Source organism: Streptomyces nidicola (assembly GCF_050106155.1).
In the GTDB taxonomy this organism is placed as follows: domain Bacteria; phylum Actinomycetota; class Actinomycetes; order Streptomycetales; family Streptomycetaceae; genus Streptomyces.
Genome location: NZ_JBNBPI010000001.1, coordinates 5,780,495 through 5,796,631, shown reverse-complemented (window position 1 = coordinate 5,796,631; position 16,137 = coordinate 5,780,495). Strand labels below are relative to the sequence as shown.

The following is a 16,137-nucleotide window of genomic DNA, read 5'->3' as shown; positions in this document are numbered from 1 at the left end:
ACGATCGACGCCCCGCATTCACCCAATCCATACGTGTTCATGTCACGCTCCGTTCCACCCAATCAACCCGCGTAGAACGGACGGACACCCCACATGCCCGGAATCCACATACGCACCTTCGCCCTCACCACCGCGGCCGTACTGGCCGCCGTCGCCCTCCCCACAGCGACGGCGACGGCAACGGTCAACCCGGCCGACGCGTACTACCAAGACGCCGAAGGCAAAACCGGCACCGAGCTGAAGAGCGCGCTGCACACGATCATCAGCGACCAGACGAAGCTCTCCTACGACGCGGTCTGGGACGCCCTGAAGGCCACCGACCAGGACCCGGCCAACAGCTCCAACGTGATCCTGCTCTACAGCGGCACCTCACGCGCCAAGTCCGCCAACGGCGGTGACAGCGGCGACTGGAACCGCGAGCACGTCTGGGCCAAGTCGCACGGCGACTTCGGCACCGCGACGGGCCCCGGCACGGACCTGCACCACCTGCGCCCCGAGGACGTCCAGGTCAACGCGGTCCGCGGCAACAAGGACTTCGACAACGGCGGCAGCGCCGTCAGCAACGGCGGCGGCAGCCTCACCGACTCCGACTCGTTCGAGCCGCGCGACGCCGTCAAGGGCGACGTCGCACGGATGATCCTCTACATGGCGGTCCGCTACGAAGGCGACGACTCCTTCGCCGACCTCGAACCCAACGACTCCGTGGACAACGGCAGCGCGCCGAACATCGGCAAGCTGTCGGTCCTGAAGAAGTGGAGCGACGAGGACCCGCCGGACACCTTCGAGCAGCACCGCAACGAGGTCATCTACGACACCTACCAGCACAACCGCAACCCGTTCATCGACCACCCGGAGTGGGTCGAGTCGATCTGGTAGGCGCGATCCGGTAGGCCCGGCCCGCGTCAGCCCAGGTGCGTCGGCGCGAACATCCGCAGCAGGGCCGGGAGCACGACGACGCGCGGCCCCGGCGCGGCGAACGCCTTCGCCAGATCGTCCTTGAGCGTCTCCGGGGTGGTCCGCACCCCGGGGACGCCGAACGACTCGGCGAGCGCCACGAAGTCGGGGCGGGCCAGCTCGGTCGCCGTGGCCTCGCCGAAGGCGTCCGTCATGTACTCGCGGAGGATGCCGTAGCCGCCGTCGTCGACGATCAGCCAGGTGACGTTCAGGTCGTACTGCTTCGCCGTGGCCAGTTCGGCGATGGAGTACATGGCGCCGCCGTCGCCGGAGACCGCGAGGACGGGCGTCGTCGGATCGGCGGCGGCCGCGCCGATGGCCGCCGGGAACCCGTAGCCGAGGCCGCCCGCGCCCTGCGCCGAGTGCAGGGCGCCCGGCCACGCGGACCACGCCCAGTAGGCGAGGATCGTCATGTCCCAGAAGGACGGGGACGCCGCCGGCAGCGCCTCGCGCACCGACGCCAACACCTCTTGCTCCAGGGTGAGTTCCTGGGCGTCGATACGTTCCCGTACGGCCTTCAGGACCGCTGCGACGCGCGCGGGCGCCTTGTCGTCCGGGCGCTCGGCGACCGTCTCGACCAGCGCCTGGAGCGCGAGCCGTGCATCGGCGTGGATACCGAGGGCGGGGTGGTTGGACTCCAGCTTGCCGGCGTCCGCCTCGATCTGGATGACGCGGCCGCGCGGCTTGAACGTGTGGTAGTTCGAGGAGAGTTCACCGAGTCCCGAGCCGACCACCAGGAGCACATCGGCGTCCTCCAGGAAGTCCGTCGTGTGCCGGTCCTCCATCCAGGACTGGAGCGACAGCGGGTGCTCCCAGGGGAAGGCGCCCTTGCCGCCGAAGGTGGAGACGACGGGGGCGTTGATCCGCTCGGCGAGCGCGCGCAGCTTGCCGGTCGCGTCGGCGCGGACGACGCCGCCGCCCGCGATGATCGCCGGACGCTCGGCCTTGGCGAGCAAGTCGGCGGCCACGGCGGTGAGTTCGGGCCGCGGCACCAGATCGTGCGGGGTCGCGTCCACCGCCGTGACGACCGGAAGCGTCGTCTCGGCGAGGAGCACGTCCTGCGGGATCTCCACCCACACCGGGCCGTGCGGGGCGCTCAGCGCCGACTCCCAGGCCTCGGCGATCGCCGACGGGATCTGGGACTGCGTACGGACGGTGTGGACGGACTTGACCACGTCCCGGAACGACGCCTGCTGGTCGCGGAGTTCGTGCAGATAGCCGTGGCGGCCACCACCGAGCCCGGCGACCGGGATCTGGCTGCCGATCGCGAGCACGGGCGCCGAAGCGGCCGCCGCCTCCTGGAGCGCGGCGAGCGACATCAGCGAGCCCGGACCGGTGGAGAGGAGCAGCGGCGCCACCTCTCCGGTGACCCGGCCGTACGCGTCCGCCGCGAACCCGGCGTTGTTCTCGACGCGCAGCCCCACGTACCTGAGCGACGACCGGCGCAGCGCGTCGAACATGCCGAGCGCGTGCTGCCCCGGAAGACCGAAGACGGTGGACGCGCCGAGGCCGTGCAGGGTCTCGACGACGAGGTCGCCGCCGTTGCGCCCGGCGGGCGGGTTGAGCGCCGCGGCGATCTGCTCGGGGGTGGGCGTCAGCTCAAGGTCGTGGTCGTGCGTCACTTGCGGTCAGGCTCCTTAGGCGCGTATCAGGCGCGCGCTTCGGCGATCTGGCGGGACATGATCGTCGTCAGCTCGTACGCGGTGTGCGAGGCGGCGACGGACGTGATCTCCGCGTGGTCGTACGCGGGCGCCACCTCGACGACGTCCGCTGACACCAGGTTGCACGAAGAAAGGCCGCGGAGGATCTCCAGGAGCTCGCGGGAGGTCATGCCGCCCGCCTCCGGGGTGCCGGTGCCGGGCGCGTGGGCCGGGTCGAGGCAGTCGATGTCGATGGAGATGTACAGCGGGCGGTCGCCGATGCGCTGGCGCAGCTGGTCGGCGACCTCGTCGGCGCCGCGGCGGTAGACGTCCGCCGAGGTGACGATGCCGAAGCCGAGCTTCTCGTCCTCCGTGAGGTCGGAGCGGCCGTACAGCGGGCCGCGCGTGCCGACGTGGGAGAGCGCGGAGGTGTCGAGGATGCCCTCCTCGACGGCGCGGCGGAACGGGGTGCCGTGCGTGTACTCGGCGCCGAAGTACGTGTCCCAGGTGTCGAGGTGCGCGTCGAAGTGCAGCAGCGCGACCGGGCCGTGCTTCTTGGCGACGCTTCGCAGCAGCGGCAGCGCGATGGTGTGGTCGCCGCCGAGCGTCATCATGCGGGCGCCGGAGCCGAGCAGGTCGTCGGCGGCGGCCTCGATGGTGTCGACGGCCTCGTTGATGTTGAACGGGTTGGCGGCGATGTCACCGGCGTCCGCGACCTGCGCGAGCGAGAACGGGGAGGCGTCCTGCGCCGGGTTGTAGGGGCGCAGGAGGCGGGAGGCCTCGCGGATCGCGTTGCCGCCGAAGCGGGCGCCGGGCCGGTAGGAGACACCGGTGTCGAAGGGGACGCCGACGACCGCCACGTCGGCGGCGTCCACCTCGTCGAGCCGGGGCAGGCGGGCGAACGTCGCGGGACCCGCGTAGCGCGGGACCCGGGAGGAGTCGACCGGTCCGACGGCGCCCGTGGGGCCGTTGGGAACGCGGGGCGTCTCGTTGCTGTTCATTGCGCGCATGCCTTCTTTCCTGCGAGTGCGTACGGGGTTCGTACGGGATTACTGCGTGACGGCGGCGGGAGCCGGCTCGGGCTCCTCGGCGCCGCGCCCGGCGAGCCGCTCGCGCCAGTTGGCGAGGACGGCGGCGTCGGTGGGCCGGGTGGCCAGGGACACGATCACGTAGACGACGAGTGACGCGGTGAGGCCGTAGTACACGGGCTCGTTGGCGAGGATGCCGTAGTGCCACATCGCGCCGATGACGGTGAGGCCGCCGACGGCGACGGAGGCGAGGGCGGCAGGAGCCGTGCCGCGCTTCCAGACCAGCCCGCCGATGATGGGCACGAGCAGCCCGCCGACGAGCAGGTTGTAGGCGACGGTCAGCGCCTCGACGACGTTGTTGAGAAGGACCGAGATGACGATCGCGACGATGCCGAGGCCGAGGATGAACATCCTGTTGCCCTTGACCTCGTCGTGTTCGTCCTCCCCGGACGATTCGGCCTTGACGCCGCGCAGCCGCTTCCAGATGTCGTTGTTGGCGACGGTGGCGCAGGCGATGAGCGCTCCGGACGACGTCGACATGACGGCCGCGAGGGCGGCGGCGAGGACGAGCCCGCGGACACCGACGGGCAGTTCGTCCTTGACGATCTGCGCGAACGCCTCGTCGGCCTGGCCGAGCCCCTTCGGGTAGAGGACCTTCGCCGCCGTGCCGATGACCGCGCCGCCGATCGCGTAGACCAGGCAGTAGACGCCGGAGGCGGTACCGCCCCAGCGGGCCACCTTGTCGTTGCGGGCGGTGAAGACGCGCTGCCAGATGTCCTGCCCGATGAGGAGGCCGAACGTATAGATCAGCACGTACGTGAAGATCGTCTCGCCGCCGATGCCCAGCGGGTCGAAGTACGAGGTGGGCAGCTGGGCCTTCATCTCACTGAAGCCACCCGCCTTGACGACGGCGACCGGCAGCAGGATCAGCAGCACGCCGATGGTCTTCACGACGAACTGCACCATGTCGGTGATGGTGATCGACCACATGCCGCCGAGCGTCGAGTAGGCGACGACGATGGTGCCGCCGACGATGATCGCCAGGGTGCGCGGCACGTCGAAGAGGACGTCAAAGATCGTCGCGTACGCGATGGTGGACGTGACCACGAGCATCAGCGTGTACGCCCACATCACGATGCCGGAGATCATCCCGGTGCGGCCGCCGCCGTAGCGCAGGTCGAGCATCTCGGAGACCGTGTAGACCTTCAGGCGGGCGATGCGCGCCGAGAAGAAGAGCGACAGGGCGAGGATGCCGAGGCCGATGGTGAACACCAGCCACGCGCCCGACAGGCCGTACTGGTAGCCGAGGCCGACACCGCCGATGGTGGAGGCGCCACCGAGCACGACGGCCGCCATCGTCCCGGAGTACATGGCGGGGCCGAGGCGCCGGCCCGCGACCAGGAAGTCGCTCTTGGACTTGGCGCGACGCATGCCCCACCAGCCCATCGCCAGCATCCCGGCCAGGTAGACGACGATCACTACATAGTCGACGGCCATGGGGCGTCCTCCTTCGTCCACCTCGGTGGCGTGTCGTGCAGGGAGTTGTCCGGCTGCGGAGCCCCTGTCGGGCCCCTGGGGGTGTCGGGGACATCCGCCCGTACCCGCACCCACCGGTCGGAAGAAATCTAGGTGGCCGAAAAGAAGCTGCGAAGTGTACGTTTCATCCACTGATCGGATTATGGCTGAAGGAATCGTCCACACATGCCCGTGACCGCGCCGCCCACGCCGGGCATTCCGCTCGCCGCGGTGCTCTCCCGCGCCGACCTGGGCCTTCGCCGGATCGCGGGGCCCGACGCGGCGGACGTCCTCGTGCACGCGGCGCACACGTCGGAGCTGACGGACCCGGAGCCGTACCTGCTGGGCGGCGAGCTGCTCCTGACGGCGGGCGTGCACGCGCCCGCCGCGCCCGCCGACGGCTACTTCGAGGAGTACGCGGAGCGGGTCGCGCGGTCCGGGGCGGTGGCGCTCGGCTTCGGTGTGACGCCGGTCTTCGACACGGTGCCGCCCGAACTGGTCGCGGCCTGCGAGCGCCTCGGAATCCCGCTCCTCGAAGTCCCTCCGCGGACCACGTTCAGCGGGGTCGCGCGGGCCGTGTGGGAGCTGATGGCGCAGGCCAGGAACGCGGAGCTGCGCCGGGTCACGGAGGCCCAGCAGGCGTTGGCCTCGGCGGCGGCGCGGCCGGACCCGCTCCCGTCCGTGCTGCGTCAACTCGCCCAGCGCACCGGCGGGTTCGCGGTGGCCGTCACTCCGGAGGGCGACGAGCCGCACCACGCGGGGACGCGTCCCCCGCACGCCGTGAGCGAGGCACTCGCCGAACTGACGGCGGTCGTCCGCCCGCACGCCACGCACCTCTTCCCCACCCCGTCCTCGGCCGCGGACACGGTGGGCGGCACGCATCTGTCGGCGTACGCGCTGAGCACGGGCGGCGCGCTCGGCCTCGCGACGCAGGTCCGCTCGCCGGGGGACCACACGATCGCGGGAGCGGCGGTGGTCCTCCTGTCGCTCCTCACCGGCGAACACCGCTCGACGGGCGACACGCGCCGCGCGGCGAGCCTGGTCGACCTCCTCCTCGGCGCGGACCGCGCGGAGGCGGCGACGGAGCTGCTGGGCGCGGACACCACCTGGCGGGTGATCCACGCCCGCCCGCTCACGCCCCGCCCGGCCCCCGACCTGGCGACCCCGCTGACCTCCACCGCCGCGGACGACTCGCTCACCCGCGCCCTGATCCCGTCCGACCAGGACGTCACGGCGCACACGGGCCACGTGCTCGGCGTCAGCGCCCCGGCCCTCGCCCGTGACCTGCCGCTCGCCGACACCCAGGCGGCCCACGCCCTCACCCGCGCGCGGGCGACCCGCAGCCCGCTGGCCCACCACCGCCCGGACGACACCCCCGCGCCGACCCTGGCCGCGCTGTCCGGCAAGCCGGCGCTCCTGGAGACCCTGCGCACCTGGCTCTCCCTGCACGGCAGTTGGGAAGGCACGGCCCTCGCCCTGACCGTCCACCGCAACACGGTCCGCCAGCGCATCGCCCGCTGCGCGACGCTCCTGGAAGCGGACGTCGACGACCCGGACACCCGCATGGAACTCTGGTTCGCGCTCCGGCACATGGGGTGACGCCGCGGGTCCACTCCCCGGAACCGATCACCGCCGCGCCGCGACCCCCGGCACAATGGGCGTATGCCGATACCCGGACTGCCCAGCGATACGCCGACCCGCGCCGACCTCATCGACCACCTCGTCCGCACCCGCATCGCGGGCGACGTGGCGACGCCCCGCGAGAACAACCTCTCCCACTACCGCAAGCTCGCGAACGGCGACCGCCACTACTGGCTGGGCCTGGAACTCGGCGACCGCTGGACCGACGAGCAGGACGTGCTCGCCGTCATGGCCGAACGCTGCGGCGTCGTCCCGGACCCCGGGCACCGCTCCGGCCAGGACACCATCGACCCGGAACTGACGGTCGACGCCCTGGACCGGATGGCGGCGCGCCTGCGCAAGGCCGCGGAGGACCACCAGCGCGTACTGCTCGCCACGGGCCACCCGGGCGGCCTCCTCGACGTCCACCGGGCGACGGCGACGGCGCTGCGCGCGGCGGGCTGCGAGATCATGACGATCCCCGAGGGCCTGGCCACGGACGAGGGCATGGTCTTCCAGTTCGCGGACGTGGCGATGCTGGAGCGCGGCGCGACGCTGTGGCACACGCACTCCCCCGACCCCATGGCCGCGATCCTCGACGGCCTCGCCCGTGAGGGCCGCCCGCAGCCCGACCTGGTCGTCGCCGACCACGGCTGGGCGGGGTGCGCGGCCCAGCGGGGCCTGGACTCCATCGGCTACGCGGACTGCAACGACCCGGCCCTGTTCGTTGGCGAGGCCGAAGGCACGATGCAGGTGACGATCCCCTTGGACGACCACGTCACGAGCCCACGCCACTACGACCCGATGACGGCGTACCTCTTGTCCGCGGCGGACCTCGCTTAACGGTCCGGCAAATTAAGCCCCGCCTTTGGACGAGAGCCAGCGGGGTATGGGGCAGCGCCCCAATCTTTTGCCCCCCCCGCAGGGGGTGAACTACCACGGATTGAGCCCCTCCGTGCGGCGCGCCGCGAACCCCGGGGTCGGGTCCAAGAACACTCGCCGCACCGCGGGAAACCTCTCCCGAATCCTCCGCGAAGCGTCCTCGCAGGCCCACTCGATCTGCGCCGCGGTGGACGCATCCCGGAAGTCCACCTTCGCCGCGACCAGCGCCTCCCGCGGCCCCTGCACCAGCGTGGTCAGCTCAAGGACGGCCTCGACGTGCTCGACCCCGAGCACGATCTGCCGGATCTCGTCCCGGAAGGGCTTCGGCAACGGCCGCCCCACCAGCAACTCCGCGTTGGCCCGCCCGAGCACCCACGCCACCCACAACAGCAGCGCACCGATGCACAGCGACGCGGCCCCGTCCCACGCCCCGGACCCGGTGAGCTGCGAGCCGAGCAGCCCGCCGGCCGCGAGCACCAGGCCCGCCAGCGCCGCACTGTCCTCCAGCACGACCGCCTTCACCGCCGTGTCGGGCGTGTGCCGCAGATACGTACCGAAGGGCACCCGCACCCGGGCCGCCTCGCCCCGCGCCTGCTTGACCGCGGTGCGCAGCGAGAACCCTTCCAGGACGAACGCCACGGCCAGCACCACGTACGACACGACCGGATCGCCGAGTTCCTCGCCCGCGACGAGCGTGTGGATCCCGTCGTACAGGGAGAAGACGGCGCCACCCACGAACGTGGCGACGGCCGCGAGCAGCGCCCATACGTACCGCTCGCCTCCGTAGCCGAGCGGATGCTCCTCGTCGGCGGGCTTGTCGCTGCGCTTCAGGGAGGTGAGCAGCAGCAGTTCCGTGACGGTGTCGGCGAAGGAGTGCGCGGCCTCGGAGAGCATCGCGCTGGAGCCGCTGATGACACCGGCGACGGCCTTCGCGAGGGCGATGCCCAGGTTGGCCGCCGCCGCGACGACCACCGTGAAGACGCTCTCCCCGCCCGCTTCTTCCGCACGCTCATCCATGTACGGGACGTTATGTCCGATCAGGAGGGAACGCGAACCACGCCCCGCCCGGCCGCCCGGGTCAGCGCGGAACGCGCACGACACCCTCCTGGATGACGGTGATCGCGAGCCGCCCGTCCTGCGTGTAGATCCGGGCCTGCCCGAGCCCGCGCCCGCCGGACGTGGACGGCGACTCCTGGTCGTACAGCAGCCATTCGTCGGCCCGGAACGGCCGGTGGAACCACATCGCGTGGTCCAGGGAGGCGCCCACGACATCGCCGACGGCCCAGCCGCCCCGCCCGTGCGCGAGCAGCACGGAGTCGAGGAGCGTCATGTCGGAGACGTACGTCGCGAGGCACACGTGCAGCAGCGGGTCGTCCGCGAGCTTGTCGCGCGCGCGGAACCAGACCTGGGACCGCGGGGGCTGCGGGTCGCCGACGAAGGCGAACGGCGGCGCGTCCACGTACCGCAGGTCGACGGCCTCGCGGGCTTCGAGCAGACGCTGGACGACGTCGGGCTTCAGGACCCCGTCGACGTAGCGCGGGAGCATCTCCTCCGCGGTCGGCAGCGACTCGGGGTCGGGGGCGGGCGGCATGTCCGCCTGGTGCTCGAGGCCCTCCTCGTACGTCTGGAAGGACGCGGAGAGGTGGAAGATCGGCTGTCCGTGCTGGACGGCGACGACGCGGCGCGTGGTGAAGGAGCGGCCGTCGCGGATCCGGTCGACGGTGTAGACGATGGGCGCGCCCGGGTCCCCCGCGACGAGGAAGTACGCGTGCAGGGAGTGGGCGTGCCGGTCGGCCGGGACGGTGCGGCCGGCCGCGACCAGCGCCTGGGCCGCCACCTGCCCGCCGAAGACGCGCGGGACGACGGAGGACCGGGACTGGCCGCGGAAGATGTCCTCCTCGATCTGCTCGAGGTCGAGCAGATCGAGGAGGGATTCGAGTGCCTTGTGCATGGAGTCAGTTGTACCGAGCAGAGATTCCTGCCGGGTTACAGCCCCATGTTCTTCGCGATGATCGACTTCATGATCTCGCTGGTGCCGCCGTAGATGCGGTTCACGCGGTTGTCCGCGTACAGGCGGGCGATCGGGTACTCGTTCATGAACCCGTAGCCGCCGTGCAGCTGGAGGCAGCGGTCGATGACGCGGTGCGCGACCTCGGTGCAGAACAGCTTCGCGGAGGCGGCCTCGGCGGCGCTCAACTCACCGGCGTCGAGGGCCTCCAGGGCGCGGTCGGCGACGGCCTCGGCGGCGTCCACCTCGGCCTGGCAGGCGGCCAGTTCGAACTTGGTGTTCTGGAACGACGCGACGGTCTTGCCGAAGACCGTGCGGTCCTGGACGTACGCCTTGGCGAACTGCACCGCGGCCTTGGCCTGCGCGTACGCGCCGTAGGCGATGCCCCAGCGCTCGGAGGGGAGGTTCTTGCCGAGGTAGTAGAAGCCCTTGTTCTCCTCGCCGAGGAGGTCCTCGACGGGGACCTTCACGTCGACGAACGCCAGCTCGGCGGTGTCGGACGTCTTCAGGCCGAGCTTGTCGAGCTTGCGGCCGATCGAGTAGCCCTCGGACTTGGTGTCGACGGCGAACAGCGAGATGCCGTGGCGGCGGTCCTCGGCGGTCGGCGCGGCGGTGCGGGCGCAGACGATGACGCGGTCGGCGTGCACGCCACCGGTGATGAACGTCTTCGAGCCGTTGAGCACGTAGTGCGTGCCGTCGTCGGAGAGCTTGGCCGTGGTCTTCATGCCGGCCAGGTCGGAGCCGGTGCCCGGCTCGGTCATGGCGAGGGCCCACATCTCCTCGCCGGTGACGAACTTCTCCAGGTAGCGCTTCTTCTGCTCGTCGGTGGCGAGCAGCTTGATGTACGGCAGGGCGAGCAGCACGTGCACACCGGAGCCACCGAAGGAGACGCCCGCGCGGGCGGTCTCCTCGTACTGGATGGCCTCGAACTTGTGGGTGTCCAGGCCGGCGCCGCCGAACTCCTCCGGCACGTTGATGCCGAAGAGGCCCAGGTCGGCCATCTTCGAGTAGAGCTCGCGCGGCACGATGCCCTGCTGGAACCACTCGTCGTAGTGGGGGACGACCTCGGCCTCGATGAAGGCGCGCAGGGTCTCCCGGAACGCCTCGTGGTCCTCATCAAAAACGGTACGGCGCACGGAGAACTCTCCCTCTACGACGAGTGTGCGGACGACGACCAAGCGACTAAGCGCTTGCTCAGGGTCAGGTTACCCACGAGTCGCGAGGAGCGTCCAGAGATACAGGTCACTCTGCGGCAGCCGCGGCGAACGCGCCACGCGCCAGCTTGTGCAGCATCCGCGCGGTCGCCGTCCGCCCGGGCAGCGAGCCGGGACGGCTCAGGTGCGGGGTCGAGTTGAGCAGACCGAAGACCGCGTGCACGGCCACGCGCGCGTGCGCCTCCGCCAGCTGCGGGTAGACCTTCCGCACGGCCTCCACCCACAACTCCACGTACTGCCGCTGGAGCTGCCGCACCAGCTTGCGGTCGCTGTCGCGCAGCCGGTCGAGCTCCCGGTCGTGGAGCGTGATCAGGTCGCGGTCGTCGAGCGCGAAGTCGATGTGCCCCTCGATGAGCGAGTCGAGCAGCGCCTCGGGCCCCTGCTCCGCCTCGGCGACCCGCCGCTTGCCGCCGGTCAGCAGCTGACCGCTGATCCCGACGAGCAGCTCGGCGAGCATCGCGTCCTTGCCGGCGAAGTGCCGGTACAGGCCGGGGCCGCTGATGCCGACCGCCGCCCCTATCTCGTCCACGCCCACGCCGTGGAACCCGCGCTCGGCGAAGAGCCGCGCGGCCTCCCTGAGGATCTGCTCGCGGCGGGTGGGGGCGTCGGTTCTGGTGGCCATGAAGCAATTCTAGACAGGGACGTTAGCGAGCGTTAACCTGACGGGAGTGGGTTAACGCTCATTAACTTCCGCACCATTCCTCGTACGGGCAAGGGGGCTCGACGCGATGCAGGAGGCACCGGAGCTGACGAGTGCGGCGGAGCCCGCGTCGGAGGCCTGGCGGGCCAATGAGGCGGCGCACCGGGCGCTCGGCGAGGAGCTGCGCGCGAAGCTCGCCGCGGCCCGGCTCGGCGGCGGCGAGAAGGCGCGGGCGCGGCACACCGCGCGCGGCAAGCTGCTGCCGCGCGACCGGGTGGACGCGCTGCTGGACCCCGGCTCCCCGTTCCTGGAGCTGGCGCCGCTCGCGGCGGAGGGGATGTACGAGGGGCAGGCCCCGGCCGCGGGTGTGATCGCCGGGATCGGCCGGGTCAGCGGCCGCGAGTGCGTGATCGTCGCCAATGACGCGACGGTCAAGGGCGGCACGTACTACCCGATGACGGTGAAGAAGCACCTGCGCGCGCAGGAGGTGGCCCTGGAGAACCGGCTGCCGTGCGTCTACCTGGTGGACTCCGGCGGCGCGTTCCTGCCGATGCAGGACGACGTGTTCCCGGACCGCGAGCACTTCGGGCGGATCTTCTACAACCAGGCGCGGATGTCGGGCGCGGGCATCCCGCAGATCGCGGCGGTCCTCGGTTCGTGCACGGCGGGCGGGGCGTACGTCCCGGCGATGAGCGACGAGGCGGTGATCGTCCGGAACCAGGGCACGATCTTCCTGGGCGGCCCGCCGCTGGTGAAGGCGGCGACGGGCGAGGTGGTGACGGCCGAGGAGCTGGGCGGCGGCGAGGTCCACTCGCGGGTGTCCGGCGTGACGGACCATCTGGCGGAGGACGACGCGCACGCGCTGCGGATCGTCCGCACGATCGTCTCCACGCTGCCGGAGCGCGGCCCACTGCCGTGGGCGGTGAAGGCGGCCATCGAGCCGAAGGTGGACCCGGCGGGGCTCTACGGGGCGGTGCCGGTCGACTCCCGCACTCCGTACGACGTACGAGAGGTCATCGCGCGGGTCGTGGACGGCTCGCGGTTCGCCGAGTTCAAGGCCGAGTACGGGCAGACGCTGGTCACCGGGTTCGCGCACATCCACGGCCACCCGGTCGGCATCGTCGCCAACAACGGCATCCTGTTCTCCGAATCCGCCCAGAAGGGCGCCCACTTCATCGAGCTGTGCGACCAGCGCGGCATCCCGCTCCTCTTCCTCCAGAACATCTCGGGCTTCATGGTGGGCCGGGACTACGAGGCGGGCGGCATCGCCAAGCACGGCGCCAAGATGGTCACGGCGGTGGCCTGCACGCGCGTGCCGAAGCTGACCGTGGTGATCGGCGGCTCGTACGGCGCGGGCAACTACTCGATGTGCGGCCGGGCCTATTCGCCGCGCTTCCTGTGGATGTGGCCCGGCGCGAAGATCTCCGTGATGGGCGGCGAGCAGGCCGCCTCGGTGCTCGCGACCGTGAAGCGCGACCAGTTGGAGGCGCGCGGCGAGGAGTGGGCGGCCGAGGACGAGGACGCGTTCAAGGCGCCGATCCGCGCCCAGTACGAGTCGCAGGGGAACGCCTACTACGCGACGGCCCGGCTCTGGGACGACGGCGTGATCGACCCGATGGAGACCCGCCAGGTCCTCGGCCTGGCCCTGACCGCGTGTGCCAACGCGCCGCTGCCGGAGAAATCCGCCGGCTTCGGCGTCTTCCGGATGTGAGGGGCGGAGCGAGACGTGTTCGAGACGGTACTTGTGGCCAACCGCGGCGAGATCGCGGTGCGCGTCATCCGTACGCTGCGGGCGCTCGGCATCCGCTCGGTGGCGGTGTTCAGCGACGCGGACGCGGACGCGCGCCATGTGCGCGAGGCGGACGAGGCGGTGCGGATCGGGCCGCCGGCGGCCACCGAGAGCTATTTGGTGGCGGACCGGCTGATCGAGGCCGCGGCGGCGACCGGCGCGCAGGCGGTGCACCCCGGCTACGGCTTCCTCGCGGAGAACGCGGAGTTCGCGCGGGCCTGCGAGGAGGCGGGCCTGACCTTCATCGGCCCGCCCGCCGACGCGATCGGGCTGATGGGCGACAAGATCCGCGCCAAGGAGACGGTGAGCGCGGCCGGGGTCCCGGTGGTGCCGGGCGGCCGCGACCCTGAACTGGCAGAGGCAGCAAGGAAACTGGGCGCGCCCGTCCTCCTGAAGCCGAGCGCGGGCGGCGGCGGCAAGGGCATGCGGCTCGTCCGCGATCTGACCACCCTGGAGGAGGAGATCGCGTCCGCCCGGCGCGAGGCGCGCGCCTCCTTCGGTGACGACACGCTCCTCGTGGAGCGCTGGATCGACCGGCCGCGCCACATCGAGATCCAGGTCCTCGCGGACGGCCACGGGAACGTGGTGCACCTCGGCGAGCGCGAGTGCTCCCTCCAGCGCCGCCACCAGAAGATCGTCGAGGAGGCGCCGTCGGTGCTGCTCGACGAGGCCACGCGCGCGGCGATGGGCGCGGCGGCCGTGGAGGCGGCGCGCAGTTGCGGATACCGGGGCGCGGGCACGGTGGAGTTCATCGTGCCGGGCGAGGACCCGGCGGCGTACTGCTTCATGGAGATGAACACGCGCCTCCAGGTCGAGCACCCGGTGACCGAGCTGGTCACCGGCATCGACCTGGTGGAGTGGCAGCTGCGGGTCGCGGCGGGCGAGCGACTGGGCTTCGCCCAGGAGGACATCGAACTCACCGGGCACGCGGTGGAGGCGAGGCTCTGCGCCGAGGACCCCGCTCGCGGCTTCCTCCCCTCCGGCGGCACGATCGTGGCGCTGCACGAACCCGAGGGTGAAGGCGTCCGGGTCGACTCCGGTCTCACCGAGGGCACCGAGGTCTCCAGCCTCTACGACCCGATGCTCGCGAAGATCATCGCGTACGGCCCCGACCGGGACACGGCGCTGCGCAGGCTGCGGGCGGCGCTCGGCCGTACGGTGACGCTCGGCGTGCCGACGAACGCCGGGTATCTGCGGCGCCTGCTCGCCCACCCGAACGTCGTGGCGGGCGAGTTGGACACGGGACTTGTGGAGCGTGCGACGGACGAGCTGGTCGACGCGGAGGTCCCGGCGGGGATCTACGCGGCGGCGGGCGCACTGCGTCAGGAGCGTCTTGCCCCGGCCACGACCGGGGGCTGGACGGACCCGTTCGACCGGCCCACCGGCTGGCGGCTCGGCGGCGAACCGGCGTGGACCGTGCACCCCTTGAGGGTCGCGGGACACGACCCGGTCGAGGTCCGGGTGCGCGGCACCGAGGTCCTGGTCGACGGCGTCCCGACCACGCCCGCCCGCCTCACCGCGACGGCGGGCGACTGGCTGGCGCGCGACGGCGACGCCTGGCACGTGCGGGACCACGACCCGGTGGCGGCGAACCTGACGGGGGCGGGCACCGGCGGCGCGGGCTCCCTGACGGCGCCGATGCCCGGCACGGTGACCGTGGTGAAGGTGGCCACGGGCGACCAAGTTGCGGCGGGACAGAGCCTGTTGGTGGTGGAGGCGATGAAGATGGAACACGTGATCACGTCCCCGCACGCGGGCACGGTGACGGAGCTGGATGTGTCACCCGGGACGACGGTGGCGATGGACCAGGTGCTGGCCGTCGTCGCCCCGGCGGACGCGGACGCGACCGAAGAGGGGGCCGCGCGATGACGCCCTCCGCACTCCCCATGGTCGTCCCCACCCAGGGCCTCCCGGCCCGCGTCCGGATCCACGAGGTGGGCGCGCGGGACGGACTGCAGAACGAGAAGCGGGCCGTGCCCACCGAGGTGAAGGCCGAGTTCATCCACCGCCTCGCGCGCTCCGGCCTCACGACCATCGAGGCCACGAGCTTCGTGCACCCCAAGTGGGTGCCCCAACTCGCGGACGCGGAGGACCTGTTCCCGCGGATCCAGGACCTCGGGCCCGGCGTCCACCTCCCCGTCCTCGTACCGAACGCGCGCGGCCTCGACCGGGCCCTGGCCCTCGGCGCGAACCGCGTCGCCGTGTTCGCCAGCGCCACCGAGTCCTTCGCCAAGGCGAACCTGAACCGCACCGTGGCGGAGTCCCTCGCCGTGTTCGAGCCGGTCGTGGCGGCGGCCAAGGAGCACGGGGCGCACGTCCGCGGCTACCTCTCCATGTGCTTCGGCGACCCGTGGGAGGGCCCGGTCCCCGTCCACCAGGTCGTCTCCGTCGCCAGGGCCCTGAGGGACATGGGGTGCGACGAGCTGAGCCTCGGCGACACGATCGGCGTGGCCACCCCCGGACACGTACAGACGCTCCTGTCGGAGCTGAACGAGGAGGGCGTGCCGACGGACGCGATCGGCGTGCACTTCCACGACACGTACGGCCAGGCGCTCTCCAACACCCTGGCGGCGCTGCAGCACGGCGTGACGACGGTGGACGCCTCCGCGGGCGGCCTCGGCGGCTGCCCGTACGCGAAGAGCGCCACCGGCAATCTCGCCACCGAGGACCTCGTCTGGATGCTGCGCGGACTCGGCATCGAGACCGGGGTCGACCTCGGCCGTCTCACCGACACCAGCAGGTGGATGGCCGGGCATCTGGGCCGACCCAGCCCGTCCCGCACCGTCCGCGCCCTCGCACCCGAGGCCGACGCGGACGCCGATGCCGACCAGGAGCAGTGAGGCAGTC

13 protein-coding genes are annotated in these 16,137 nt (G+C 71.7%); 6 read left to right on the top strand and 7 right to left on the bottom strand.

The window, feature by feature from the left end:
* Positions 1–93: 93 nt before the first annotated feature.
* Positions 94–876, top strand: coding sequence for an endonuclease I family protein (locus ACOKM3_RS26295; protein WP_426903489.1), 783 nt, complete (start codon positions 94–96; stop codon positions 874–876).
* 26 nt (positions 877–902) lie between these two features.
* Here the strand turns inward: ACOKM3_RS26295 and ACOKM3_RS26290 are convergent, their stop codons facing one another.
* The 3 genes from ACOKM3_RS26290 to ACOKM3_RS26280 are packed head-to-tail and all read right to left on the bottom strand — an operon-like array spanning position 903 to position 5,119.
* Positions 903–2,576 carry a thiamine pyrophosphate-binding protein gene (locus ACOKM3_RS26290; protein ID WP_426903487.1) on the bottom strand — a complete coding sequence of 558 codons (1,674 nt, stop codon included), beginning with the start codon at positions 2,574–2,576 and terminating at the stop codon, positions 903–905.
* A 26-nt stretch (positions 2,577–2,602) separates the two neighbouring features.
* On the bottom strand, positions 2,603–3,595 hold the full coding sequence (speB, locus tag ACOKM3_RS26285) for an agmatinase (RefSeq protein WP_426906901.1): 993 nt from the start codon (positions 3,593–3,595) through the stop codon (positions 2,603–2,605).
* Positions 3,596–3,643: 48 nt separating this feature from the next.
* Positions 3,644–5,119 carry a sodium:solute symporter family protein gene (locus ACOKM3_RS26280; protein WP_426903486.1) on the bottom strand — a complete coding sequence of 492 codons (1,476 nt, stop codon included), beginning with the start codon at positions 5,117–5,119 and terminating at the stop codon, positions 3,644–3,646.
* A gap of 204 nt (positions 5,120–5,323) precedes the next feature.
* Here ACOKM3_RS26280 and ACOKM3_RS26275 point away from each other — a divergent pair, with 204 nt between their 5' ends.
* A complete protein-coding gene (locus ACOKM3_RS26275) occupies positions 5,324–6,736 on the top strand; it encodes a PucR family transcriptional regulator (RefSeq protein WP_426903485.1) in 1,413 nt (470 codons plus the stop codon).
* Between the two features lie 63 nt (positions 6,737–6,799).
* Entirely contained in the window at positions 6,800–7,600 is an 801-nt protein-coding gene (locus tag ACOKM3_RS26270) for a phosphatase (RefSeq protein ID WP_426903484.1), read from the top strand.
* 90 nt (positions 7,601–7,690) lie between these two features.
* On the opposite strand, the gene ACOKM3_RS26265 is transcribed toward ACOKM3_RS26270, so the two are convergent.
* The 4 genes from ACOKM3_RS26265 to ACOKM3_RS26250 all read right to left on the bottom strand — a co-directional run bounded on the left by ACOKM3_RS26265 (position 7,691) and on the right by ACOKM3_RS26250 (position 11,483).
* On the bottom strand, positions 7,691–8,656 hold the full coding sequence (locus tag ACOKM3_RS26265; RefSeq protein ID WP_426903483.1) for a cation diffusion facilitator family transporter: 966 nt from the start codon (positions 8,654–8,656) through the stop codon (positions 7,691–7,693).
* A gap of 61 nt (positions 8,657–8,717) precedes the next feature.
* Positions 8,718–9,590, bottom strand: a complete 873-nt coding sequence (locus tag ACOKM3_RS26260) for an acyl-CoA thioesterase (RefSeq protein ID WP_426903481.1) — start codon at positions 9,588–9,590, stop codon at positions 8,718–8,720.
* Between the two features lie 35 nt (positions 9,591–9,625).
* Complete coding sequence (locus ACOKM3_RS26255) at positions 9,626–10,783, bottom strand: acyl-CoA dehydrogenase family protein (protein WP_266719348.1); 1,158 nt, start codon at positions 10,781–10,783, stop codon at positions 9,626–9,628.
* Positions 10,784–10,889: 106 nt separating this feature from the next.
* On the bottom strand, positions 10,890–11,483 hold the full coding sequence (locus ACOKM3_RS26250; RefSeq protein ID WP_426903480.1) for an SACE_7040 family transcriptional regulator: 594 nt from the start codon (positions 11,481–11,483) through the stop codon (positions 10,890–10,892).
* Between the two features lie 106 nt (positions 11,484–11,589).
* Here ACOKM3_RS26250 and ACOKM3_RS26245 point away from each other — a divergent pair, with 106 nt between their 5' ends.
* The 3 genes from ACOKM3_RS26245 to ACOKM3_RS26235 are packed head-to-tail and all read left to right on the top strand — an operon-like array spanning position 11,590 to position 16,130.
* On the top strand, positions 11,590–13,212 hold the full coding sequence (locus ACOKM3_RS26245; protein ID WP_426903479.1) for a carboxyl transferase domain-containing protein: 1,623 nt from the start codon (positions 11,590–11,592) through the stop codon (positions 13,210–13,212).
* Between the two features lie 15 nt (positions 13,213–13,227).
* Positions 13,228–15,159, top strand: coding sequence for an acetyl/propionyl/methylcrotonyl-CoA carboxylase subunit alpha (locus ACOKM3_RS26240; RefSeq protein ID WP_426903478.1), 1,932 nt, complete (start codon positions 13,228–13,230; stop codon positions 15,157–15,159).
* Complete coding sequence (locus ACOKM3_RS26235; RefSeq protein WP_426903477.1) at positions 15,156–16,130, top strand: hydroxymethylglutaryl-CoA lyase; 975 nt, start codon at positions 15,156–15,158, stop codon at positions 16,128–16,130. The genes ACOKM3_RS26240 and ACOKM3_RS26235 overlap by 4 nt, the downstream gene beginning before the upstream one ends.
* Positions 16,131–16,137 lie beyond the last annotated feature (7 nt).

Bases quoted from the DNA above. Each gene is read 5' to 3' on its own strand.
- ACOKM3_RS26245 (WP_426903479.1), top strand. From the start codon at position 11,590: ATGCAGGAGGCACCGGAGCTGACGAGTGCGGCGGAGCCCGCGTCGGAG.
- ACOKM3_RS26295 (WP_426903489.1), top strand. From the start codon at position 94: ATGCCCGGAATCCACATACGCACCTTCGCCCTCACCACCGCGGCCGTA.
- speB (WP_426906901.1), bottom strand. From the start codon at position 3,595: ATGAACAGCAACGAGACGCCCCGCGTTCCCAACGGCCCCACGGGCGCC.
- ACOKM3_RS26235 (WP_426903477.1), top strand. From the start codon at position 15,156: ATGACGCCCTCCGCACTCCCCATGGTCGTCCCCACCCAGGGCCTCCCG.
- ACOKM3_RS26270 (WP_426903484.1), top strand. From the start codon at position 6,800: ATGCCGATACCCGGACTGCCCAGCGATACGCCGACCCGCGCCGACCTC.
- ACOKM3_RS26275 (WP_426903485.1), top strand. From the start codon at position 5,324: ATGCCCGTGACCGCGCCGCCCACGCCGGGCATTCCGCTCGCCGCGGTG.
- ACOKM3_RS26260 (WP_426903481.1), bottom strand. From the start codon at position 9,590: ATGCACAAGGCACTCGAATCCCTCCTCGATCTGCTCGACCTCGAGCAG.
- ACOKM3_RS26250 (WP_426903480.1), bottom strand. From the start codon at position 11,483: ATGGCCACCAGAACCGACGCCCCCACCCGCCGCGAGCAGATCCTCAGG.
- ACOKM3_RS26265 (WP_426903483.1), bottom strand. From the start codon at position 8,656: ATGGATGAGCGTGCGGAAGAAGCGGGCGGGGAGAGCGTCTTCACGGTG.
- ACOKM3_RS26280 (WP_426903486.1), bottom strand. From the start codon at position 5,119: ATGGCCGTCGACTATGTAGTGATCGTCGTCTACCTGGCCGGGATGCTG.